This window comes from Nonomuraea sp. NPDC049141 (assembly GCF_040648415.1).
Taxonomy (GTDB): Bacteria; Actinomycetota; Actinomycetes; order Streptosporangiales; family Streptosporangiaceae; genus Nonomuraea.
The window spans coordinates 131,883-154,140 of sequence record NZ_JBEZDR010000016.1 but is presented as its reverse complement, the minus strand read 5'-3'; the positions used below and the strand labels follow the sequence as shown (position 1 = coordinate 154,140).

The following is a 22,258-nucleotide window of genomic DNA, read 5'->3' as shown; positions in this document are numbered from 1 at the left end:
ACCAGAACGCGGCGTTGACCAGGCGGTGCTCGAATCCGGTCAATGGGTACTTGGCGAGATCCACTCGGACTCCTCGACAGACATCAAGCCGAATCCCTTCAGACATGATCAGAAATCAGAACATATCCCACCGATCATGACTCGACCGTACAAGATAGCCTCATCCTCTATGAGGGGCGTCCAGATCATCGGTGCCGTTACACGAGAATTGCACATGACGCCCCCGCTCACCGCCACCTGCTCTACCACCTCGCGCAGCCGACATGGAATCTCGTCATCGACAGAGCGAGTAATGGCAGAATGTGACCATGCGGCCACTCCGAGCGAAATTCTTCAACACCACCGGTCCGTGCGACCCGCAGCGGCACTACATGCTGCCCCCCGCACCACGGCTCCCCGAAGCACGGGCGCTCATCGAGATGGACCGCTACTTCGTGCTGCACGCGCCCCGGCAGACCGGCAAGACGACCACGCTGCGCACCCTGGCCTCCGAGCTGACCGCCGAAGGCGACATCGCTGCCCTGACGTTCTCTTGCGAGACTACCAAGGGGGTCGGTGACGACCTCGCCCTCACGGAGCAGATTCTGCTGGACTCCCTCCGCGAGGCCACCGAAAGATCGGGATGGCCGGACGCGCTGCTCCCTCCGGCTTCCTGGCCGCAGGCCACACTGGGCAGACGGTTCGGTAAGGCACTGAGCGAGTGGTGCCGCCGCTGCCCGCGCCGGGTGGTGCTGTTCCTTGATGAGATCGACGCCCTGCAAGGCAACAGCATGGTCAATATCCTCAGCCAGCTCCGCGACAGTCACAACGTACGGCCGGAAGGCCATCCGTTTCCGACGTCGGCGGTGTTGTGCGGGTTGCGCGACGTGCGTGATTACAAGGTCGCCTCGGGCGGTGACCCCGACCGGTCCAACCCCGCCAGCCCCTTCAACATCATCGCCGAGTCGCTGCGTCTGGGCGACTTCACCGCCGACCAGATCACCGAACTCTACGACCAGCACGCCCAGGCCACCGGCCAGGAGTTCACCAAGGACGCGGTGGACCGGGTCTTCGAGCTGACCCAGGGACAGCCATGGCTGGTCAACGCCCTCGCCAACGAGATCACCTTCAAGATGGGGGTGACCGGCACCATCACCACCACACAGGTGGATGAGGCCAAAGAGCGGCTCATCCGGGCCCGCGCCACCCACCTGGACTCCCTCGTGGCCCGACTGCACGAGCCCAGAGTCAAGCGGGTGATCGAACCGATCGTCGCCGGAAACCACCCCGACGCCGACCCCACCTTCTCCGACGACCTGTCCTACGTCCGGGATCTGGGCCTGGTTGAGCAGAAACCCCCGCTGAAGGTGGCCAACCCGATCTACCGGGAGGTCATCCTGCGTGTACTGGGAGACCCATCGGAACAGCGCGTGATGGCCGACCCGCACAGCTTCGTGCTCCCGGACGGCCGTTTCGACCTGCCGCGGCTGCTGGAGGAGTTCGTCGTGTTCTGGCGCGAGCACGGCGAGGTGCTCATCCAGCAAGAGGGCTACCACGAGGCCGCCTGCCAGATCATCCTCATGGCCTTCCTGCACCGGCTGGTCAACGGCGGCGGCCAGCTCGACCGCGAGTACGCCGCCGGCACCAAACGCCTGGACGTACTGGTCCGCTGGCCCTACACCGGCCCCGACGGCGACCGGCTCATGCAACGGGAGGCCATGGAATTGAAGGTCTGGCGAACAAGCGAGAACGACCCGACACCCAGCGGGCTCGCCCAGCTCGACCAATACCTGGACCGCCTCACCCTGACCACCGGCGTACTGGTGATCTTCGACCGCCGCCCCGAAGCGGCGGCCTGGAAGGAACGAGGCGCTTTCGAGCAGGCGACCACGCCGTCCGGTCGACAGGTCACCGTTCTGCGTGTGTGACGCAAGCTCACCGACAACATCGCCGGCTATGTCGCCGAGGCCGCCAGGAGCGGGCCGGGCTCGGGCAAGGCGCCGTGCAGGGAGGTGGTTCTCGTGCGTTTTGCTCCCGGCGCCGATACTCGGTGGCCTCCGCGAACGGCACGCGTCAGGGAGACAAGACCGAGGCAGCTGTCGATCTTGACCGCTATGGTTGGCCGGACTTGATCGCCAGATCGCTTCGAGGTCCGGGTCTCAGCGGTCGGCGCGTTGTCACCGACCCTGGAGCAAGCCGTTGATCGAAGTTCTGACACCGATTCGCAAGATAAGGATCAAGCAGGCGTACATCCCTGAGGCGCGAGCGGTCCTCCCTGACGGGGACACCTGTGTGGTCGTCGATGCCTACGGGCGGTTGTTCACCGTCTCGCTGTCCACCAGTGAAGTGGTCCGAGTGGAGTCGGGCTCGCTGGGGGTCTCCGCGCTTTCGGTGACCCCAGATGGTCGGCTGATGGCCACGAGCATGCACGCCTTCGGCGAGTACGGCATCCGGATCTGGGACGTGGCGAGCTGGACGGTAACCACGGTGTTGCCCGGACACCGCCACCCGATCCTGGCGGTGTCGGCGGTGGGTCTGATCGTGGTCACGGCGGCCCGGGACGGTACGCGGGTCTGGGATTTGCGCCAGGGATCCTGCAGATTCACGCTGCCGGGCACAGAAGAGGTGATGTGGGTCGCGGTAACCCACGACGAGCGCCATGTGATCACGATGAGCTGGGATCGTTCGATCGTGCTCTGGGACCTGCGGACAGGCGTACCGATCCGGACGCTGCGGGACGCCGACTCCCGATTTCCAGCCTTGAGCTCGCCCGCGAGTGACAACGGGGTCTGGATCCGGACCGTCCTGGCGGACTCGGTACGCGGTCGCGTGCTGGCGGCCGACGGTCAACTGTGCGTGGGCGGCCTGGACGGTCGGCGTCCCCTGGGGAACTGGGGGACGATACCCCGACACGACAGGGTGAACATGATCCCAGGAAAGGACATGGTGCACACCTGCGTGGCGGCGCTGAATCCGGCGGACGGGACCGTGGCCGTCGACTACGGCGGATGCGTATACCTCCTGGACCCAGGCGGGCAACCGCTCGCAGCGCTGGGACCGGAACCGGGGCCGGGGTGGATACCGGTGAGCACCATGACCTTCACCCCGGACGGCCGGCTGGTGTGCTCCTTCCCCGGCGCCTTCGCGGCCGTGGAGGTGTGGCCGGCGCTCTCAGAGCTCACCGAATGAGACGGCTGTGCTCACCAACGGGTCACGAGATCGCGGTTCTACCAGCCGTCGGGGTTGGCTCGCACCTGGCTCATGTCGCCTGCCCGGAGTGCTTTGGCCGGGGCGACAAACCGCAAGATGCCCCCGTCGCCCCACTCCCACATGTCGGTGCCGGCGAGAGTGAGCAGGTGAGCATAAGGCTCCTCCTGCGACAGCTCCTTCAACAGGTCAACGCCGTAGCTGCGGATCGGCGGCCAGCCGAACGCCTGATTGCTGATGCCACCCCACTCGATGCCTTGCTCGTCCATGCAGTACCGCGGCCAGGCATCCTCGCCGAGCTTGTCGACCACCAGCCAGCCGGGATCCACGCGGTAAAGCGATGACTGCTCGATCTCATTTCCGTAGTCGATGGTGCTGAGCACCGGATCGCAGTCATAGGACGACATCGAGGGCAAAGTGACGGCAGGGTTGGCGTGTATCCGAACCGGGTCGAACCTCGGGGCCGGATCCGGTGCCGGGACCTCGACCGCGCGTCGCGGGTCAGCAGGCACGACCCGGCATACCCGCGGATCGTCAAAGCTGAAGCTGCCGGCATCTTTCGGAACCTCCCTGGATCCGGTCTCTGGATCCAAGAAGAAGAAATTGAGCAGCGCGGACCCGGTCGACGGGATCTGATCACCGAGCGATGGGCCGAGCGCACCGACATCGAGCACGGCGTACAGGCTGAGCGGCACATCCGCGTACACAGGCCACGGTGTGCCTGGCTCCAGCAGCGCCGGGCCGCCCCACCGGCACAACCCAGTCGCCGCGGCATCCTCATCCGCAGGCTTCAGATCGAACCCGGGCCGCGCCAACGCCGCCAGCTGGCCCCCCACGTGTTCCCCCAGATGTTCAACGCACAGCTCACGTACGCCGGACAGCACCTCTTCATACCTCACCCGACCATGAAAGCAGCACAATGCCCCTGAAGATCACCAGTTCCGAACGTTTCAGATCAGGGGAAGGCCGCATCGGGCGCGGTCTCGGTGAGTGCGGCGTTCGAGCCGGTGCTGCCAAGGCGGCGATTGGCCGGACTACCCCTGGGGCGTTGCATTCACGACGTCGGTCAAAGCGAGTCCGCCGGCGGCCAGGACGGCCTTCAGGTTCTCGATGGTCTGCCGGGTCTGTTCCTCGATCCCATGGGTGGGGTGTCCGTTGAGCTGGCTAGAGCACCTTGGACAAGAAGGCCTGAGTCCGTTCGTGCTGGGGGCGGTCGAGCACTTGGCTGGGTGGGCCGCTCTCGACGACGACGCCGTCGTCCATGAACACCACCTGGTCACAGACCTGCTTGGCGAAGCCCAGCTCGTGGGTGACCACGACCATGGTCATACCGCCCTCGGCGAGGTCGCGCATCACGTCGAGGACCTCCCCTACCAGCTCGGGGTCCAGAGCCGAGGTGGGCTCGTCGAACAGCATGAGATTCGGCTTCATGGCCAGTGCCCGGGCGATGGCGATCCGTTGCTGCTGGCCACCGGAGAGTTCTTGGGGGTACGCGTCGCCGCGGTGCCTGAGCCCGACCCTGTCCAAAAGCGTCTGAGCCTCGGCGGTGATCTCCTGGCGGGGACGACGCTGCACCTGAATCGGCGCCTCTATGACGTTCGCGAGCACAGTCATGTGCGGGAACAGGTTGAAGCGCTGGAAGACCATGCCGACGCTGAGTCTCGCCTTCGCGGTCTCGCGCTCCCTCTTCTCGTAGAGCTTCCCGTTGCGCTCGGTGTAGCCGACGAGCTGCCCGTCGACGTAGAGCCGCCCGGCATCGACCTTCTCCAGGTGATTGATGCACCGCAGGAAGGTCGTCTTGCCGGAACCCGACGGCCCGATCAGACAGGTGACCGAACCTTTGGCCACTTCGAGGTTGATGCCCTTGAGGATCTCCGTGGAGCCCAGGCTCTTTCGAACGTTCTGAGCCGCCACCATCGCGGTGCTCATGATGCCGTCCTCGTCTTGTGGCGGACCCGCCGCGGTGGTGTGTCGAATCCGCGGCCGTAGCGGCGCTCGATCTTGTTCTGGAAGAAGGACAAGATCGTCGTCATGAGCAGGTACCAGAGGCTGGCGACGATGAGCAGCGGGATCGTCTGATAGTTCGCCGCGTAGATGATCTGCGCGGAGTAGAGCAGGTCGGAGATCGCGAGCACGCTGACCAGCGAGGTGCCCTTGAGCATCGAGATGACCTGATTGCCCGTCGGGGGTAGCACGACCCGCATCGCCTGGGGGAGCACGATGCGCCGCATCAGTGTGCCCCTGCTCATCCCCAGAGCTCGTGCGGCTTCGGTCTGACCGCGGTCGACCGATCCGATTCCACCTCGGATGATCTCCGCCATGTACGCGGCCTCGTTGAGTGAGAGGCCTAGGAGGGCCGCCCCGAGCGGGGTGATGAGCTGGTTGGCTGAGGCGATCTCGATGGAAGGCCCTCCGAAGGGGACTCCCATGCTGATCGTGGGGTACAGCGCGGCGATGTTGTACCAGAAGATCAGTTGCACCAACAGCGGCGTACCGCGGAAGAACCAGATGTAGCCGCGACTCAGCGTGCTGACGATGGGGTTGGCTGAGAGACGCATGACCGCCAGGACCGTACCCAGGAGGATGCCGGCTGTCATGGAGACCAAGGTCAGCAGGAGCGTAAGGCCGGCTCCGGCCAGAATCTGATCGTTGAACAGGTAGGAGCGAACTACCCCCCATCGGTAGTTCTCGTTGGTCGCCACGCTGAAGGCGACAGCCGCTGCCACGACAAGCAGCACGATCGCCACGGCCAGCCGGACGTTGTGCTTGAGCGGCACCACCGTGGTCGCCTCGTCCGTGGCACCACTCGTCCGCATGTCAGGCACCACTACTGAGCAAAGTTGACGCGAGCGTCGGTGATTGCCGCGCTTTCGATGCCGTACGTGCTGAGCACCTTTGTGTATCCCGCGCTCTTGATCACGGCGGCCACGGCAGGACCGACTGCCTTGATCAGGCCCGAGGACTTCGGCATGCCCACACCGACGGGGTCCACGCCGTAGTTGGCGACCACCTCGATCTGCGGGTTCTGCGTCGCCGCGTAGCCCATGATCGGCGAGTCGGCCAGCACCGCATCGAGTCGTCCGCTCGTGAGGGCGGAGATGGCCTGACGAGTGTCCTGGTACTGGAACGTGGCGATGTCCTTCTCGCCCTTGCCGGCGCACTCCTTGTTGTACTTGGGAACGTGGGTCGTCAGCTGGTAGGAGGCGGTAAGGAAACCGACCCGCTTCCCGCACAAGCCGTGCTCGTCCTTGATGCCGACCGGATTGCCCTTCGCGACAGCGATGGAGTTGCCGATGGAGAGGTAGTCGACGAACTCGAGGACCTTCATCCGCTCCGCGGTGGGGGTCATCGACGAGACCGTCATGTCGAATCGGCCCGCCGCGAGCCCCGGAATGATGGAGTCGAAGTTGGCCACCTCGATCTGTACCTTCACGCCCAGCGCGTCACCGATGAGGCGAGCGATGTCGGGGTTGATCCCCGTCATCTCCTTCGTACCCTCCTTGTAGTACTGCGTGGGAGGTTCGTTGGTGGGGATGGCGACCCGAAGGACCTTGCTGGACTTGATCGAGTCGGGCAGCAGCCCCGCGGCCTTCGAGTCGGCAGCCATGGACGGCGCCGGCGCCGACGATTTGTTGTCGGTACCTGAACCGCAGGCTGCGAGCGAGGCGAGGAGGGGCAGCACGGCGGCCGTGGCCACGACGGCCCGGAGGCGACTGGGGCGCTTGATGGTGAAGAGGTTGTTCATCTGGGACTTCCATTGTGCTTGGTGCTGCAGGGCGGACCTAAATGTGGGTGCTTGTGGAGCGTGCGTGGGGGCGGAGCGCGTCGCTACGGTGTCGCAGCAGCTCCCTGCCTCGGGTCCGCAGTTCCTTGATGCTTGTGACGCCGAGGAGCATCATCGTTCTGGTGATTTCGGCGCGAAACAGGTTGAGGACGTGCTCCACGCCGGGCTGCCCGGCGGCCGCCACGCCGTAGAGGTAGGGCCGGCCGATGGCGCAGGCATCGGCCCCGAGCGCGAGGGCCTTCACCACATCGGTGCCGCGACGAATGCCACCGTCGACGATGATTTCCATGCGGCCCGCGGCCTTGTCGACGATCTCCGGCAAGACGTCCAGCGGTGCGGCCATGTGGTCGAGCTGGCGGCCGCCATGGTTGCTCACCTGGACGGCGTCGATGCCGATTCCAGCGGCGACCAGGGCGTCATCGGCGCTGACACAGCCCTTGACGATGATGGGACCGCGCCACCGCTCGCGCAGGTCCTCGATGTCCCTCCAGCCGGTTGGCTCGTAACTGCCGGCGAGGAGTGAGCGCCACATGTCCGGCGTGCTCGTGAGCGGGCCGGTCGAGACCTCGCCGCTCAGATTGGGGAAGGCGATCGCGTCATTGGCCAGGAAGCGCAGGGCCCATCGAGGGTGCAGCGCCCCTTCGATGAAGGTCTTGCCGCGGATCGACGGCGGAGCCGTGAATCCATTGCGGTGGTCGCGCTCGCGGTGCCCGATCGCCCGGCAGTCCACGTTGATGATCAGACCTTCGTAGCCGGCGCTTCCTACCCGGTCGACGAGTGTCTGGAGCAGGCCCTTGTCGGTCATGAGGGAGAAGTTGAAGAACCGGCGCAACGAGGGTGCGGCAGCGCTGACGGCCTCCATGGGCGTATTGCTCAGGCCCGCGAGTCCGAAGGGCAGGCCTGCCTTCTGTGCTGCCAGGGCCACTGCGATCTCGCCTTCGGGGTGGAACAGGCGAGTACCACCGGTGGGTGCGAGGTACAGGGGCATGGAAGCCGGTCCGCCGAGCAACGAGCTGCTGACGTCGAGGTTCGCGACAGAGCCCCACCTCGGGACGAACGACCAGTCGGAGTAGGCCTCCTGGTTGCGTCGCAGCGAGGCCTCGTCCTCTCCTCCACCTTCCATGTAGTCGAAGATGCTCTTGGGGAGCCGGCGGGCCGCGATGCGGCGGACGTCTTCGACACTGAAGCAGCTCCTCTCGAGCCGCTCGGAGACGGACCTGGCGGGGGCCTGTACCGAGGCCAGGGTCCGCAAGTCCTTGAACTTCACGTGGCACCTCTCTGGTGAGTGTGGGGCTGGCACGCCACAACAATGACTTTCGCCACATGCAAGGTAAATGTGAAAACGTCCAGAGCCTGCGCACCTTGGTTGTGCTAGCGTCCAAACCTATGGCTGGCGGTGGGCTGCATCCGCGACAGTCGACGGCGGTCAGCGTGACGCACGACTCTGACGAAGCGACATCGATCGTTCGCCTGGCCGACTGTGTGAGACTCATGCAGTCCGACCTCGTACACGCCAACCCCCGCTCGGACACCACCGAGCGGCCCGTCACTGACGTCATGCTCTACGACCCCGTCGACGACTGGACGAGCCTGGACGGGCGCATCATCCTCGCGGTCGGCTGCACCTACGGCTCGCCTGAGTTCGACACACTCCTGCAGCGAACTGCCGCGGGAAACGCCGCGGCCGTCGTGGTGAAGGCGTATGGCGCGAACCTCGCACTTCTGGGCTCAACCGCCGACAGGCACAGCGTGGCGATGCTGGTCGCCCCCCACGACGCCGACTGGGCCCGTCTGGCCGCCCTCGCGAGATCCGCCGTCGTAGGAGCCGCGGTCGACACCGTGTCAGGGGTTCGGCTCGGTGACCTGTACGCATTCGCCAACGCCATCGCATCGATCACCGACGGCGCTGCCAGCATCGTGGACACGTTCGGCAATGTCGTCGGCTACTCGACGTTGCCCGGACAGCCGATCGACGAGATCCGGCGCCTTACTACCCTGACCCTGCAGGAGCCCGAGCCCCCCGCATTCGACCCGGGCTTCAAAAAGGTCTACGCCTCTGACAACGCATTGTTCATGCCCTCCCCCTACGCGGGGATGGACCGACTCGCGTTGGCAGTGCGGGCAGGCGGAGAACTGCTCGGGTCCATCTGGGTCATCGACCCCGGCGATGAGAAGCGGGCAGCCGCGCTGCAGGCCTTGGACAGGATGGGAGACCTGGCGGGTCTGCATATGCTCAATGCGCGTGCCGAATCTGACTTTGGTCAACGGCGTAGCAGCGATCTGATCCGCACACTCGTGGACGATCCGCCCAGCGCTCCCTTCGCAGCCGCCCAACTGGGGCTGGATGTCGCCCACGAGATCGCGGTCGCCGCATTCAGCATCGTTCGGCCCGAGCGCGGAAACCTCGACGCGGTTCGGGAGGTCCGACGGCTGCTGCATCTGATCACGACCATCTGCAACGTCCAGTTCGGAACAAGCCACAGCGCGGTCATCGACTCGGTGGTCTACGCCCTACTGCCCGCCGACGGCGCGAACCCCAGAGCAACGCAACGGCGGGTGATCGAGGAGATCTGCACCTACGCGAACACCATCACAACGGGTCCCCTCATCGCCTCCGTCGGCAGCATCGCGCCGAAGATCGAGCAGGTGGCACAGTCCAAGGACGAGGCATTGGAGACGCTGCACTACTTGGGCAAGCTGCACAGGAATGGCGCATGGCCTGATGCCCAACGCATCTTCGGGATGTACGAAGATCATCGGGTCCCGCTCAGCCTGTTGAAGATCGGCCACTTCGTCGCCGACGCCGGCCTGCACTTCGACGATGGAATCGACCGGCTCAGACGACATGACCAGGAGCACGGCACCGACTACGTGCCGACGCTGCTCGCGTACTTCGTCCACAACACCAACATCTCCGCGATGGCCGCGAGCCTGCAAGTGCACAACAACACCGTGCGCTACCGGATGACGCGACTGGCAGAAGACTTCGAACTGGATCTGGACGATCCGAACTCAAGACTCTGGGCGTGGCTGCGCTTGTCCATCTCTGAGCTGTCCAGCCCTTCCTAGCCAGACCACCCCAACCTGGCGTATGAACGTTTTCGACATTTTGGAAATGGCCTCTTTCTTATTGCGCGTGTTGTGATATTTGGAACAATGGTCGTGTCGCTGCCCCTTAGCGAACAACGCAAGGAAGAGGACGATGAACGCCGGAGTCCAATCGTTCAGCATTAACATTCCGCAGGCCGATCTGGAAGGCCTCGTCGACCGGCTGCGCCATACCCGATGGCCCGACGAGATGCCGGGGGCCGAGTGGAGCCAGGGCATCCCACTGAAGGTGGTCAGAGAGCTGGCCGAGTACTGGTGCACCGGGTATGACTGGCGGGCGGCTGAGGCGCGGTTGAATCGCTTCCCCCAGTTCATCACAGAGATCGACGACCAGCGCATTCACTTCCTGCACGTCAGGTCCGAACGCGACGATGCGATCCCCCTGTTGATCACGCATGGCTACCCCAGCTCGTTCGTCGAGTTCGAAAAGGTGATCCCGGAGCTCGTGGACCGGGGCTTCCACGTCGTGATCCCCTCGCTGCCGGGCTTTGGATTCTCCACGCCGTTACGGGAACCCGGATGGGCGATGGGCCGTACCGCTAGAGCCTGGGTGGAGCTGATGGCGCGGCTCGGCTACAACCGATATGGCGTACACGGCGGCGACGTCGGTGCCGGCATCTCCGGCGCTGTCGGCGGGCTGGACGGCGAGCACGTCATCGGCATCCACGTGGTCACCGACCCTTACACCGCCGCGGCCACTGCGACTTTCATGCCCTGGATCGCGAACCAACTGAACCCGGACGACCCGGTCGACAAGCTGGCTCTCGACCGCATCGAGCAGTTCCGCCAGAACGACTCCGGCTACCTGGCCATCCAGAACACCCGTCCGCAGACCATGGGGTACGGTCTGACCGACTCGCCCGTCATGCAGCTCGCATGGATCGCGGAATGCTTCGAACGGTGGACTGACCTGCCGATCGACCGGGATCAACTGCTCACCAACATCAGTGTGTACTGGTTCACCGGCTCGGGTGTGTCCGCGGCGCGCTTCCTGTACGAGCAGGCCCACTCCCAGGACTGGGGAACGCCGCCCACGGTGCCGCAGGGATATTCGGTCTTCGGGGCGGACCCGACAGCTCGCCGCCTCATCGGTCCCGCTGAGGACGTGCACTGGGTGGAGCACGAGCATGGTCGGCACTTCCCCGCCATGGAGGCGCCGGCGCAGCTGGCCGAAGACCTGTCCGCCTTCTTCGACGGGCTCCGATGACCGACGTGCTCAGTCAGCGTGCCCTGAACAGGGCCACGCTGGCTCGCCAGTTCCTGCTGCGGCGAGCCGAGTTGCCGGCGCTGGATGCGATCGAGCAGTTGGCGGGGATGCAGGCGCAGGCGCCGCTCGCTCCTTACGTCGGCCTGTGGTCCCGGCTGGCCGGGTTTCGCGCCGCTGACCTGACGACGCTGATCGCGGATCGGGCAGCCGTGCGTGCCCAGTTGATGCGCAACACCGTGCACCTGGTCAGCGCCCGTGATGGCCTGTCCTGGTATCACCTGTTCACGTCGGTACACGCGCGAGACTTCGTCGCCCACTTCGGCGGCCGCGCCACCGGGGTGGATCAGACGGAGCTACTGAGCTTGGCCAGGATGATTCTGGACGAGAAACCACACACCCGCGCCGAGCTCGGGCGTGCGCTCGCGAAACGGTGGCCGGATGTGGAGCCGGCCGTCCTCGCATATGCGGCAACGCACCACCTCGCGCTGGTGCAGGTACCGCCGCGCGGCCTGTGGGGCCGATCGGGGCCGTCGAAGTGGAGCACGACAGAGAGTTTCCTCGGCCGGTCTCCCGATCCCGGCCCGTCAGCGGAGGAACTGGTACGTCGCTATCTCGCCGGATATGGCCCGGTGAGCGTCGCGGACGTACAACGTTGGTCCGGACTGACCCATCTGCGCGAGATCGTCAGGCGGATCGAGTTGATCACATTCCGTGACGAGGCCGGGCGCGAGCTGTTCGATCTGCCACATGCGCCGCGGCCTGACCCGGACACGCCCGCGCCGCCACGCTTCCTGCCCGAATACGACAATCTGCTGCTGTCACACGAAGACCGATCCCGGGTGATCCCGGACGGGAGGAAAGTGCCGCTGCCACCCGGCAACGGCGCCAGGACAGGCACCTTGCTCGTGGACGGGCTCTGGCGTGGTGTCTGGACTCTCCGGGACGGACAGGTGCAGGTCGAGGCGTTCACGAGTCTGTCGGCCGCGGAGCGTGACGCTGTGGAGATCGAGGCGGAAGCACTCCGCGGTTTCCTCGCCACTGGATCAGCGGCCGACTCCTGATCTACTCCAGCCGGGCCGATCGTCACGCGCCCGAACCCCATGTCCCTGCCAAGAAGGGCTCTCCGTGTCAGCTGACATTTCCTCTTACCGCAGCCATCGCCCCGCCCGCCGATGGTTGTTCACCATGGCCGCGGTCACGGTCATGACGGCGGTGGTCACTCCAGTGGCAGCGACCGCCGGGCAGAGCCCGTGCGAGGCGCCGCCACAGAGCAGTCCGACGTACAACGACTTCGTGCTCACGTACAAGTCCGAATGCGCCACGAAGAAGAACTACGACCGGACGTTCCAGGACGTCACGGCGTCCGTCCTGGTCGACGAGCGCAACAGGCTGGCGGTCACGACGTCGACGGCGCTGGCCGGTGCGATCGCGTCGGTCAAGGTGAACGACAAGGAGTTCATCTCCAGCGGTGGCCACGGTGCCGCTTTCCAGTACGCCTTCCACGCCTGGCAGGAGGGTGAGGCGGCGACCGAGTGCTACAACCCCACGCAGGCCGGCAGTCGCCTGGACGACGTGGGCCAGCCACCTCCCTACCACGGTCCCAGCACGAGCGCGCTCTACACCATGGCCGGCTCCGGCAGCTCCATCCGCACGGCGGGGAGGCCCGCGATGTTCGTGACCCTCGCGGACCCGAAACCGGGCTGGGGCAACTGCCGCAGCGCCGACCACCAGGACGAGCGCGTCCCGTTCACCATAGGCCTGTCGCCGTACTGGCTGCAGACCGAGATCGAGCTCGCCCCCGATCACGACGCGCCCGCGCTGGAGAACGTCTTCCGCGCCGCCGCCACGATCACCTCCGACGACGAACGACACGACCACTTCAGCGGCGTCCTCGTCGCCTACCTGCAGCCGGACTTCACGAAGGTCTTCTCCTACAGCCCCGCCACCGGTCGCCTGTCGCCCGAGCCCGTGGATTCTCACACGAGCAAGGACCCCATGGTCCGTTGCACGGACGACGACGCATACTGCCTCGGCATGTACGTCAAGCCCGAAGTCCTCGGCGACAAGGCCTACTACTACACGATGACCCGCCCGCCCATGGACTACAACGGCTACTTCGGCGAGAACACCATCCAGGTCACCAGCCCCGGCGGCGCCATGGACAAGGGAGACAAGGTCACCTACGAGACCTACGTGGTCGTCGGCGACAAGAGCCGCGTCGAGCACACCATGACCCAGCTAAACAGCGCCTTCCGGTAGTCGGCCCTCGGACTCGGCCGCGTGCCGTACAAGGCCCAGGAGCGACAACGCCGATCGACCCACCGCCCGCTCGGCGAGCTGCGCCGGCTCCAGGCCGTTGAAGGACCCGCAGGTGAAGTAGCTGTGCGTCAGCCCTTACCGAGGACGCAGAAGTCGTTGCCCTCCGGGTCGGCGAGGACCGTCCACGACACCTTGCCCTGGCCGACGTCGGCGTTGGTGGCGCCCAGAGTCCGCAGCCGGGCCACCTCCGCGTCCTTGTCGTCAATGGGGTACGGCAGCAGGTCGAGATGGACGCGGTTCCGGACGGTCGTCACATCGGATGTGCGGCGTAGCTCCAGATACGGCCCGACGCCTTCGGTGGAGCGCAGCATCGCGTGATCGTCGGTCACTTCGTGCAGGGTCAGGTCCACCGCCTCGCCCCAGAACCGGGCCAGGGCCCGCGGGTCCGCGCAGTCGATCACCACGGCGGCGATCGCGCCGGTGTCCCGGTAGATCTCCCGAGGCTCCAGCACGCGGAACACGTTTCCTTCCGGGTCGGCCAGAACCGTCCACGGAACGTCGTCCTGACTCACATCGGCGGGCGTAGCGCCGAGGTCCTTCAGGCGCGCGACCAACTCGGCGTGATGGGCCGCGGAGGTGGTGGCGAGTTCGAGGTGCGCGCGGTACTTCACCGTTTCGGGGTCCGGGACGGTCACGAAATCGATGTAGAAGCCGGCGGGGTCCGGCCAGGCGAAGCCCTCGGGCTCGAGGTTGGTCACGCCGGGTCCCTCGCTGGACATGCCCCAACCGAGCGCCTCCGCCCAGAACCGGCCGAGCGCCGCGTCATCCCGAGCCTTGAAGTTCACCTGAACAAATCTCAATGCCATGCCGCCGATCATATTCTCAGGTAGATGAGGCCTTGTTCGCGTTCAGCCGCTCAAGGCGGGTTCGTCGCCTAGCTGGGTGACCCAGATCCGTGTGAGCGTCGCCGCCTTCCCAAAGCGGCGACGTTAAGCTTTCTGATCAGCAGGGCTTCCGCGTCAGCCATCGCTCAGGGGCCGGTCTGACGGGCGTAACGCGGGTCGGAGGATCGGCTGCGTTGTGGCGAGAGATTTCTCCGGGGCCGTGTCGATCCGCCGGCCGTTCGTTCGACATGTGAGTGTGAGGGCCGAAAGGCGGCCCCGCCGGACGAGGAGAACGCGATGTCGAAGTACATGCTGATCATGCGGGGCACCGATGAGTCGAACGCCGCCATGATGGCCTCGATCGAGGAGGGGATTGCCAGGACCCGCCTGTTCATCGAGGAGATGATGAAGGCCGGTGTTCTCCTCGGGGCCGAAGGGCTGGACGATCCGGGCCAGGGCGTCGTGGTCGACTTCAGCGGCGAGGTCCCGGTGGTCACGGACGGGCCGTACGGCGAGACCAAGGAACTGTTCGGGGGCTTCTTCCTGCTCGACGTCGCCTCGAAGCAGGAGGCGGTTGAGTGGGCCAAGCGGGTCCCGGCGGCTCCCGGGTCCAAGATCGAGATCCGGCGGGTGCCCGGGGAGGACGAGGTCCCGCAGGACAGCACGGTTCAACGCTGATGGGTACGGCCGACGTCGAGGCCGTCTGGCGGATCGAGTCGGCGCGGATCGTCGCCGCGCTGACCCGGTTCACCGGCGACTTCGGGCTGGCCGAGGACGCGGCCCAGGAGGCGGTGGCCGAGGCGCTGGTGTCGTGGCCGCTCGCCGCTCCGGCCAATCCGGTCGGCTGGCTGATGGCCACGGCCCGGCGGCGGGCGATCGACGCGCTCCGCCGCCGGACCGCCCTACAGGACCGATACGCCCTGCTGGCGACCGACCCGGCGTTCGACTCGGCAGTTGACTCGATGGTTGACGAGGTCATCGATCCCGACCGGATCGACGACGACATCCTGGCGCTGATGTTCATCAGCTGCCACCCGGTGCTCTCTCCGGAGGCCCGGGTGGCGCTGACCCTGCGCGTGGTCGGCGGCCTGTCCAGCGAGGAGATCGCCCGCGCGTTCCTCGTACCCGTGCCGACCGTGCAGGCCCGCATCACCCGGGCCAAGAAGACGATCGCGGCGGCCGGGGTGCCGTTCGAGCTGCCGCCGGCCGGTGAGCGCCGGGAGCGGCTGGGCGGCGTGCTCAGCGTTCTCTATGTGATCTTCACCGAGGGGTCGACGGCCACGTCGGGCGACCGGCTGCTGCGCCCCGACGTCGCGTACGAGGCGATCCGGCTGGCCCGCACGCTGGCCGCGCTGCAGCCGGACGAGCCGGAGGTGCACGGCCTGCTCGCGCTGTGCGAGCTGACGGCCGCGCGCTTCCCGGCCCGGACCGGCCCGGACGGTTCGCCGATCCTGCTCGAGGACCAGGACCGGCGACGGTGGGACTTCTCGGCGATCCGCCGTGGGCTGGGCGCGCTGGCCAAGGCATCGGCTCGCGGCCTCGGCCCCTACGGCCTGCAAGCCGCGATCGCCGCCACCCACGCGTCGGCGCCTTCGGTCGAGGCGACCGACTGGGACCGGATCGTGGTGCTCTACGAGGCGCTCGGCCGGGTCGCGCCCTCGCCGGTGGTCGAGCTCAACCGGGCCGTCGCCGTGGCCATGGCCTCGGGCCCGGCGCAGGCCCTGGCCATCGTGGACGAGCTGATCGCCTTGGACCGGCTTCCCGGTTCGCATCTGGTTCCTACCGTACGCGGGGAGCTGCTGGCCCGCCTCGGCCGGCGACCGGAGGCGCGCGCCGAGCTGGAGCTGGCGGCCCGGCTGTGCGCCAACCAACGCGAACGCTCAGTGCTGCTGCGCAAGGCGGCCGCGCTGGACTGACTTCTCCAGCGCGGCCGGCCGTGATTCGAGCGTGGCCCGGATGCCGTTCTCGCTTCCTACTCGCAGCCACGTTCTCGGAAGTCCTCGGGTGGAGAGCTTCCGAGAACATGGCTTCTCGGAAGCTGCCGGCCTGTGGAGATGGCTGGCAGCGGGACACGACCTTGCCTGCGACGCTGTGGTCACGCTCGTCCTTCATGGCGAGCGTGATAGCGAAACCTCGATCAGGAAGCGAATCCGAAGGCCGCAGGAGACTCGGGCAGACCCCATCGCTGGTCAGGGTTGAGGTGGCAGTCCCAGATCACCAACTGGGTGCCGTTGGCGGTGCTGCCGCGGTTCGCCAGACCGACACACTTGTTGTTGCCGGCGAAGCTGCGGATGGAGTAGGTGTCGCCGCCCAAGGCCGCGAACCTCCATTGCTGGTCGGGGTTGAGGTGGCAGTCCCAGATCACCAGCGGCGTGCCGTTCTCGGTGCTGCCGCGGTTCGCCAGACCGACACATTTGCCGCTGCCGGCGAGTGTGCGGATGGAGCGGTCGTTGTTGCCCTGCCAGATCTGGTCGGGGTGGAAGTGGCAGTCCCAGATCACCAGCGGGGTGCCGTTGGCGGTGCTGCCGCCGTTCCCCAGGCCGATGCACTTGCCGCTGCCGGCCTTGCTGCGTAGAACGGTCGAGGGAAGAGCGTTCGCGAGGAGCGGAGCGGCGACGACAGGTTGCCCTGCGGAGCCGGTTTCCGCTGTAGCTCCTGGGGTGGCGAGGACGCCACTAGCGATGACGGCAGAGGCTCCCAGCGTCATTGCCAGCCGTGCTGTGCGAGACGCCACTGGGGTGATCTTGTTCGTGCTGCTCAACGGATTCCTCCATGGCTAAAGGATTTCTCTAACCGTGCACCGCAGTGGCTTGCGCAAGGATCCTCAGATTTAGGGGTTGCGATGGCGTGGATTCGCTGGGTCCGGGTTTTTGGGGAAAAGTCAGGGAAAGGTGGCTCAATGCCTGTTTCGCGCCCGACGTACGAACTCGAACGAGAGGCTTCCGAATAGCGAGAAAGTGACCGACACGCCAGGGCCAAGGCACGACCGTCGAGATCGAGACGTTCTCGACGCCTAATGATCACCAGAGAAGACCGTGCCCGTCCCCGCGTCATCGTCGATCGTCTGGATCCGCGAGGAAAAGGACCTCCAGCGGCCCTCGGAGACGACCTCGACGGTGCCGTCGGTCACCTTGATGGCCGTCTGGTCATCGATGGCGTACGCCGGACCCGCGATGTCGGCGGCCCATCTCTCGGCCTCGGCCATGGTGTTTCCCGGCATGAGCTCGTGTCCCAGGTGCGGGAAGATCGAGAAGTCGACGACCCCTAGGGCGCGGTCGCTTCCGGTGGGCGGCGTCCATTCGACGAAGTAGTCACCGATCCGGGGGGTCATCACCATGCTTCCGGCGCTCACCCCCACCCAGACCGTCTCGGGCAGCGACGGCAGGAGATCCGCCAGTCCGGACTGCCGCATCCAGTGGCACAGGTACGTCGCATCGCCGCCGTCCACCAGCAGGACGTCGGCCTCCCGGACCCAGGGGACCCAGCGGTCCTTGCCGATGCTGGGCAGTGCGGTGAGCTCGAGGACGCCCAAAGACTTCCAGCCCAGGTCGCACATGGGTGCCGGGGTCTGTCCGGCGATGAAACGCCAGGCTGAGGCCGGCGTGCACATGGGGTGGCCATACTCCGCCGTAGGGATGCAGAGGGCACTGGAGTCGGCGATCGGCTTGCCCAGCAGGTCGACCAGCGCATCACGGATACTCGTGTTCGTGACGCCCCCGGACGTGAGAAGAAGCTTCAAGATGCCTCCTGATGCGAGTGCGATGGAGCGGTGTGACGTGTAGACCTGGGACCACCGCGAAACTCATCGCCGCTGGGGGCAGAACTCAGGCGCCCTCTCAGAAGCCGGAGAAACTAGAGAAAGCAGAGAAGAAGGCCAGGCCGATGACGGCCGCGATGAGCCCGATGACGATTCCGCTGTAGCCGCCGCCGGCGTCGTCCGCGGGCATGGCGCTGGTCGGGTTCTGCGGGTCGTAGAGCACTTCGGTCTCGTTGCCTATGTCGAGGTTGGAGGTGGTCGCCGCCTCGGTGGTGATTTCCCGTCCCTCCACGGTGGTGAAGGTGAGAACCGGCCGCTGTCTCGCCCTTAGGTGCTCACCCTGCCCCACGAACGTGGTCCGGACGTCGCTGACCACGCCTGGCACCCGCTGCGCCCGCCGGACGAACTGCTTGGCGTCGATGATTCCCTTGATCGAACGAAGAATGATCAGTGCACCAAACGCCACGAACAGCAGCGGGAAGTACTGGAACAGATCTTCCAACGAGGATCTCCTTGGATCGCCTGCACCTTAGAACGTCCTTGGGCCTGTACGGAGTTCAGATCGTGTGAAACCGGCGTCAGCACACCTTGAAGATGCTCTTCCAGCCGATGCCCGTCTTCTGCTGCGCGTTGCTGTTGGTGGGCAGCGTGAAGTGCACCGACCCTCTGGCGTTGATCTGGTTGTGCATTCGGCCGGACTGGCCGGCGCCGTACCACTTGTATGACCCGCGGTAGCGGAGGTTGGTCAGGCCGCACTCGGTGATGACCTGTGTCCTGCCTGTGAAGCCCGGCCCTTCGTAGGCCACGTACATCGAGTCGGGGGCCGCGGACGTCGAGGCGTTGGCGGCACCGCCCATGATGGTGATCAGGGAGGCAGAGATGGCAGAGACGAGCGCGATTTTCTTGATGCTCTTCACAGCGATCCTCCGGATGCGTCGTGGTTTTTCCTAACGAGAGGAACATATGGATCAACGCTTGATCGCCACTTACGCCCCACTTGCACCACACGTGACAAGTGGGAGTAAAGCCAGCGAACTTAGCCCGCCGCCAGAGTCTGGGCGGGTCCGCCGATGTGCTGCCAGGTTCCGGAGCCGGCGGACCAGCGCAGGATCCGCGAGCGGTCCTCGGTCAGCACGAACACCGCCTCCCGGCCGACCGCCACCTCCGCGCCGGCCGGGCCGATGTCCTGCCAGCTCTGGTCCGCGAGGCCGGTCGTCACGTCAGTGAGGACGCGCAGCCGGGTGCGCGAGGGATCGGTGGAGAAGAGGCCGGCGGGGCCTCCGTACAGCTCTGCCGCCGGACCTGCCGCGTACGTCCAGGGCGGCCAGGGTGCCGACGGAACGTCTGAGAGCCAGCGGTTGACCAGAGCGCGTTCGGGGGTCAGGCCGTACAGGTGCCGGTCAGTGAGGGCGAACGAGGCCCCCGCCGTGCCGACGCGGTCCCAGGCGAAGGGGCGGCCCGAATACCGGAAGATCCACCCCTCCACCGGATTGGTCGCGAACAGGCCTGGCTCGCCGCCGTACAGCCGCGCTGCTGGGCCGCCGATCGTGGTCCATGACGTGCCGTGCCCGTTCCACACGGCGACGGACTGGTGGTCGGCGGCCAGCCGGAAGACGTGAACGCCGCTGACCGCGAAGTCGCCGCCGGGCTCACTGATCAGCGACCAGTGGCCGGGCCGGCCCTCATACCGGTAGAGGCGGTCGTCCGTGCCGGTCGCGAACAGACCGGCGGGCCCGGAGTGCAAGCGCTTGGCTCCGTCGCCGATTCTGGTCCACCCCGCTGCGTCCGTACCATCCCAGCGGAAGACGCCATCCCCGCCCGGCCCCACGGCGAACACGGCGTCCCCACTCGGAGATCCCCATCCGAGCAGCAGGGCGAGCACCGTGAGAACCGCGATCGCGGCGCCGCCACCGACGAGGTACAGGGGGCGTGGACGGCGTCGCCTCTCAGGCGGCTCGGGGCTCGCGGCCGGTTCCATGACCGCCGCATCTTCGACCGCCGCCATCGTCGGCGAGGGTCGCGACGGCGGAGCCACTGGGACGGGGTCGCGGTGTGCTGCTTCGAGGGCCGCCGCGTGCAGCTGGGCGGCGGTCTCCATGTGACCGTGGCGGGTGCGTTCGTCCGGTGCGTGGTGGTCCTGGACCAGTCGCGTCAGCAGCTCCAACGGGATGATCTTCAGGCCTGAGCGGTACTCGCTCCAGAGCGTCTTGCTCACGTGATACCGCGCGGCGAGCTCGCGGACGGTCATCCCGGCGGTGAGCGTCAGCAGGAACTCCGCCAGCGCGTTCGCCTGCTGCGTGCTGCCACGAGGGCCGCCCTGGGGCCTGCCCACCTTGCGGTTCATCGCCGCCATCGCTCCCTCCGCCGGTGATCAAGTCAACAGACTCGATTGTCCGTGGACAACTCATTGTCCGGATTTGATCAGGGCCGCTTCCGGACAACCGGCGGACCCGCCAGCCTCGAAAACGCCGGATAGACACGTTTCGCCAGATCACGGGTATCTGGCGCGAGAGGAGATTTCGTGACCAGAAACGCCTTCACGCGACTCGCCGCAGTGACCCTGCTCGCCACCGCCGGGTTGGCGGCACCCGCCGACGCCGCAAGCGGGTACACCCCCGAGCAACTGTGTGGCAGCGGTTTCAACACGGTGGCGCTGGGCCGCATGTCGGTCACCGACCAGACGAACACCCTTCGTGGCCATGTCTACTTGCTCTACAGCCCGTACACGGGAGAGCACTGCGTCGTCACCATCAAGTCGGATTTCGTGGGCACACCCACCATGACCACGGCGACCCTCCTCGTGCGGAGCGGCATCTTCACCGCCCCGCACAAAGAAGAGGACCCGGGAAACTTCAAGTACTACGCGGGTCCGGTGAAGACGAACGCCAGGGGCAAGTGCGTCTCCTTCAGGGGAACGATCAGCTCTCCCGGATCCGGCTTCCAGGCCTCGGGCGGTTGGAGCGGTTACGGCGACTGCGGCAGGCAACCTTCCCGCCAACGAGGCCTCCGCTGACAAGGACCTTCTACAGTCGGAGGACTCCGCCCGGCCAGGTGATCTCCAGGAGCATCAAGTCTGGGAAGAAACTTCTGATGACGATCACGACAAGTCCCCAGAACAAAATCCCGATGAGCGTGCCGATGTAGTCGTCGTCGGAAGTCCTGCCGAGACGAATGACCAAGGGGACGGCGACAGCAAGGCCAGTTCCAGCGGCCGAGAGGCCGAGCCAACCGAGATCTCGACCCGGATTTAAGAAGCCCACCAACTCTCCAAGTATGATCAACCCGGCCATGATCCAGGCGCTGACAAACACCCACTGTGGCTGTCGTTTAGTGGAGCGAGACGGCCGCGACGGATATGCACGTTTGGGCCAAGAGATGCCTTGTGTTGGCGGTTGTGCATGATCGTGCACCGGGGGCGCTGCGAAATGAGGCGATTGTGGCGCCGTGGTCGTCGAGCCTTTTTGATCTTTGCGGTGGTAGGTCAATGCAGCGTACACAAAGCTGCCTGCGGCAAATATAAGACCCGCAATGGCAATGAAGGTGGCCACCTATCCAGGTTCCAGCATGCCGCACACGCTTGTCACGATTTCACGTAACTGATTTCCTCTGCGCTGCTCGGAGATCATCGCTCGGCGGGCACGGACGCCACGTCGCCGCGCAGGGTGCGCTCCTCTGCGTCGGCCAGCCAGAAGAAGACCGGCGGCAGGCTGAGCTCGATCACCGCCAGCGCGATCTGGAACCACTGCGGCCAGCCGTGCACGGCGAGCGAGAGCAGCCGGCCCACGCCGCCCAGCAGGAAAACGCCGGCCAGCCACCGCACCACCCGAGCCGGGATCGGACGCTGCCGCGCGGCCCATAGCCAGGCCAGCCCGTAGCCGACGAAGCTGGCCCCCATGAACCGGCCCCAGCTGTCGACCGTCGTGCCGGCGGAACCGGCGCCGGGGATCGCCGCGTTGCCGAGTGCCACGTGGAACAGGCCGATCGCGACGCAGGCCCAGCCCATCAGCTGTGTGAGTACGCGCAGAACCCTGGCCACAGTCCCTCCAAGTCGTCGTGGCGGAGCTTAGTTGACA

22 protein-coding genes are annotated in these 22,258 nt (G+C 66.1%); 9 read left to right on the top strand and 13 right to left on the bottom strand.

The annotated features are described in order from the left end of the window. Positions 1–308 precede the first annotated feature (308 nt). Both AB0B91_RS40710 and AB0B91_RS40705 read left to right on the top strand, forming a co-directional pair. Positions 309–1,907: an ATP-binding protein gene (locus AB0B91_RS40710; protein WP_358331906.1), complete on the top strand. Its 1,599-nt coding sequence runs from the start codon at positions 309–311 to the stop codon at positions 1,905–1,907. Between the two features lie 271 nt (positions 1,908–2,178). After that, positions 2,179–3,168, top strand: coding sequence for a hypothetical protein (locus AB0B91_RS40705; RefSeq protein WP_358331903.1), 990 nt, complete (start codon positions 2,179–2,181; stop codon positions 3,166–3,168). Between the two features lie 38 nt (positions 3,169–3,206). Here AB0B91_RS40705 and AB0B91_RS40700 read toward each other — a convergent pair whose 3' ends face one another. The 5 genes from AB0B91_RS40700 to AB0B91_RS40680 all read right to left on the bottom strand — a co-directional run bounded on the left by AB0B91_RS40700 (position 3,207) and on the right by AB0B91_RS40680 (position 8,237). Further along, on the bottom strand, positions 3,207–4,085 hold the full coding sequence (locus tag AB0B91_RS40700) for a DUF1963 domain-containing protein (RefSeq protein ID WP_358331900.1): 879 nt from the start codon (positions 4,083–4,085) through the stop codon (positions 3,207–3,209). Between the two features lie 265 nt (positions 4,086–4,350). Continuing rightward, positions 4,351–5,115 (bottom strand): amino acid ABC transporter ATP-binding protein, encoded by a 765-nt coding sequence (locus tag AB0B91_RS40695; protein ID WP_358331897.1) that lies wholly within the window; start codon positions 5,113–5,115, stop codon positions 4,351–4,353. Then, complete coding sequence (locus AB0B91_RS40690) at positions 5,112–6,002, bottom strand: amino acid ABC transporter permease (RefSeq protein WP_358331894.1); 891 nt, start codon at positions 6,000–6,002, stop codon at positions 5,112–5,114. The genes AB0B91_RS40695 and AB0B91_RS40690 overlap by 4 nt, the downstream gene beginning before the upstream one ends. A gap of 11 nt (positions 6,003–6,013) precedes the next feature. Beyond that, complete coding sequence (locus AB0B91_RS40685) at positions 6,014–6,931, bottom strand: transporter substrate-binding domain-containing protein (RefSeq protein ID WP_358331891.1); 918 nt, start codon at positions 6,929–6,931, stop codon at positions 6,014–6,016. A gap of 37 nt (positions 6,932–6,968) precedes the next feature. After that, on the bottom strand, positions 6,969–8,237 hold the full coding sequence (locus AB0B91_RS40680) for an alpha-hydroxy acid oxidase (protein ID WP_358331889.1): 1,269 nt from the start codon (positions 8,235–8,237) through the stop codon (positions 6,969–6,971). Between the two features lie 224 nt (positions 8,238–8,461). Here AB0B91_RS40680 and AB0B91_RS40675 point away from each other — a divergent pair, with 224 nt between their 5' ends. The 4 genes from AB0B91_RS40675 (at position 8,462) to AB0B91_RS40660 (ending at position 13,544) form a co-directional block, all read left to right on the top strand. After that, complete coding sequence (locus tag AB0B91_RS40675; RefSeq protein ID WP_358331886.1) at positions 8,462–10,039, top strand: helix-turn-helix domain-containing protein; 1,578 nt, start codon at positions 8,462–8,464, stop codon at positions 10,037–10,039. A 133-nt stretch (positions 10,040–10,172) separates the two neighbouring features. Continuing rightward, positions 10,173–11,285 (top strand): epoxide hydrolase, encoded by a 1,113-nt coding sequence (locus AB0B91_RS40670; RefSeq protein ID WP_358331883.1) that lies wholly within the window; start codon positions 10,173–10,175, stop codon positions 11,283–11,285. A gap of 5 nt (positions 11,286–11,290) precedes the next feature. Then, complete coding sequence (locus tag AB0B91_RS40665) at positions 11,291–12,346, top strand: winged helix DNA-binding domain-containing protein (RefSeq protein WP_358331880.1); 1,056 nt, start codon at positions 11,291–11,293, stop codon at positions 12,344–12,346. Between the two features lie 64 nt (positions 12,347–12,410). Further along, positions 12,411–13,544: a hypothetical protein gene (locus AB0B91_RS40660; RefSeq protein WP_358331877.1), complete on the top strand. Its 1,134-nt coding sequence runs from the start codon at positions 12,411–12,413 to the stop codon at positions 13,542–13,544. Between the two features lie 128 nt (positions 13,545–13,672). On the opposite strand, the gene AB0B91_RS40655 is transcribed toward AB0B91_RS40660, so the two are convergent. Further along, positions 13,673–14,410: a VOC family protein gene (locus tag AB0B91_RS40655; protein WP_358331874.1), complete on the bottom strand. Its 738-nt coding sequence runs from the start codon at positions 14,408–14,410 to the stop codon at positions 13,673–13,675. Positions 14,411–14,725: 315 nt separating this feature from the next. On the opposite strand from AB0B91_RS40655, the gene AB0B91_RS40650 reads away from it, so the two are divergent. Both AB0B91_RS40650 and AB0B91_RS40645 read left to right on the top strand, forming a co-directional pair. Next, positions 14,726–15,106 (top strand): YciI family protein, encoded by a 381-nt coding sequence (locus AB0B91_RS40650; protein ID WP_358331871.1) that lies wholly within the window; start codon positions 14,726–14,728, stop codon positions 15,104–15,106. After that, on the top strand, positions 15,106–16,344 hold the full coding sequence (locus tag AB0B91_RS40645) for a sigma-70 family RNA polymerase sigma factor (protein ID WP_358331868.1): 1,239 nt from the start codon (positions 15,106–15,108) through the stop codon (positions 16,342–16,344). Before AB0B91_RS40650 ends, AB0B91_RS40645 begins: the two co-directional genes overlap by 1 nt. A 221-nt stretch (positions 16,345–16,565) precedes the next feature. On the opposite strand, the gene AB0B91_RS40640 is transcribed toward AB0B91_RS40645, so the two are convergent. From AB0B91_RS40640 to AB0B91_RS40620, 5 genes are all read right to left on the bottom strand, one after another. Then, positions 16,566–17,162, bottom strand: a complete 597-nt coding sequence (locus AB0B91_RS40640) for an RICIN domain-containing protein (protein WP_358331865.1) — start codon at positions 17,160–17,162, stop codon at positions 16,566–16,568. A 279-nt stretch (positions 17,163–17,441) separates the two neighbouring features. Continuing rightward, positions 17,442–18,167, bottom strand: a complete 726-nt coding sequence (locus tag AB0B91_RS40635; protein ID WP_358331862.1) for a Type 1 glutamine amidotransferase-like domain-containing protein — start codon at positions 18,165–18,167, stop codon at positions 17,442–17,444. A 97-nt stretch (positions 18,168–18,264) separates the two neighbouring features. Next, entirely contained in the window at positions 18,265–18,687 is a 423-nt protein-coding gene (locus AB0B91_RS40630; protein ID WP_358331858.1) for a DUF3592 domain-containing protein, read from the bottom strand. Between the two features lie 76 nt (positions 18,688–18,763). Next, positions 18,764–19,102: a MiAMP1 family antimicrobial peptide gene (locus AB0B91_RS40625; RefSeq protein ID WP_358331855.1), complete on the bottom strand. Its 339-nt coding sequence runs from the start codon at positions 19,100–19,102 to the stop codon at positions 18,764–18,766. Between the two features lie 119 nt (positions 19,103–19,221). Next, positions 19,222–20,529: a hypothetical protein gene (locus AB0B91_RS40620; RefSeq protein ID WP_358331852.1), complete on the bottom strand. Its 1,308-nt coding sequence runs from the start codon at positions 20,527–20,529 to the stop codon at positions 19,222–19,224. Positions 20,530–20,706: 177 nt separating this feature from the next. On the opposite strand from AB0B91_RS40620, the gene AB0B91_RS40615 reads away from it, so the two are divergent. Beyond that, positions 20,707–21,198 (top strand): hypothetical protein, encoded by a 492-nt coding sequence (locus AB0B91_RS40615; protein ID WP_358331849.1) that lies wholly within the window; start codon positions 20,707–20,709, stop codon positions 21,196–21,198. 10 nt (positions 21,199–21,208) lie between these two features. On the opposite strand, the gene AB0B91_RS40610 is transcribed toward AB0B91_RS40615, so the two are convergent. Beyond that, positions 21,209–21,733, bottom strand: coding sequence for a hypothetical protein (locus AB0B91_RS40610; protein ID WP_358331846.1), 525 nt, complete (start codon positions 21,731–21,733; stop codon positions 21,209–21,211). A 74-nt stretch (positions 21,734–21,807) separates the two neighbouring features. Beyond that, entirely contained in the window at positions 21,808–22,221 is a 414-nt protein-coding gene (locus tag AB0B91_RS40605) for a DUF4345 domain-containing protein (RefSeq protein ID WP_358331843.1), read from the bottom strand. Positions 22,222–22,258 lie beyond the last annotated feature (37 nt).

What these genes read in the sequence shown, in the direction of transcription:
- AB0B91_RS40690 (WP_358331894.1), bottom strand. Translation starts at nt 6,002, where the DNA reads ATGCGGACGAGTGGTGCCACGGACGAGGCGACCACGGTGGTGCCGCTC.
- AB0B91_RS40650 (WP_358331871.1), top strand. Translation starts at nt 14,726, where the DNA reads ATGTCGAAGTACATGCTGATCATGCGGGGCACCGATGAGTCGAACGCC.
- AB0B91_RS40710 (WP_358331906.1), top strand. Translation starts at nt 309, where the DNA reads ATGCGGCCACTCCGAGCGAAATTCTTCAACACCACCGGTCCGTGCGAC.
- AB0B91_RS40675 (WP_358331886.1), top strand. Translation starts at nt 8,462, where the DNA reads ATGCAGTCCGACCTCGTACACGCCAACCCCCGCTCGGACACCACCGAG.
- AB0B91_RS40655 (WP_358331874.1), bottom strand. Translation starts at nt 14,410, where the DNA reads ATGGCATTGAGATTTGTTCAGGTGAACTTCAAGGCTCGGGATGACGCG.
- AB0B91_RS40670 (WP_358331883.1), top strand. Translation starts at nt 10,173, where the DNA reads ATGAACGCCGGAGTCCAATCGTTCAGCATTAACATTCCGCAGGCCGAT.
- AB0B91_RS40685 (WP_358331891.1), bottom strand. Translation starts at nt 6,931, where the DNA reads ATGAACAACCTCTTCACCATCAAGCGCCCCAGTCGCCTCCGGGCCGTC.
- AB0B91_RS40620 (WP_358331852.1), bottom strand. Translation starts at nt 20,529, where the DNA reads ATGAACCGCAAGGTGGGCAGGCCCCAGGGCGGCCCTCGTGGCAGCACG.
- AB0B91_RS40645 (WP_358331868.1), top strand. Translation starts at nt 15,106, where the DNA reads ATGGGTACGGCCGACGTCGAGGCCGTCTGGCGGATCGAGTCGGCGCGG.
- AB0B91_RS40695 (WP_358331897.1), bottom strand. Translation starts at nt 5,115, where the DNA reads ATGAGCACCGCGATGGTGGCGGCTCAGAACGTTCGAAAGAGCCTGGGC.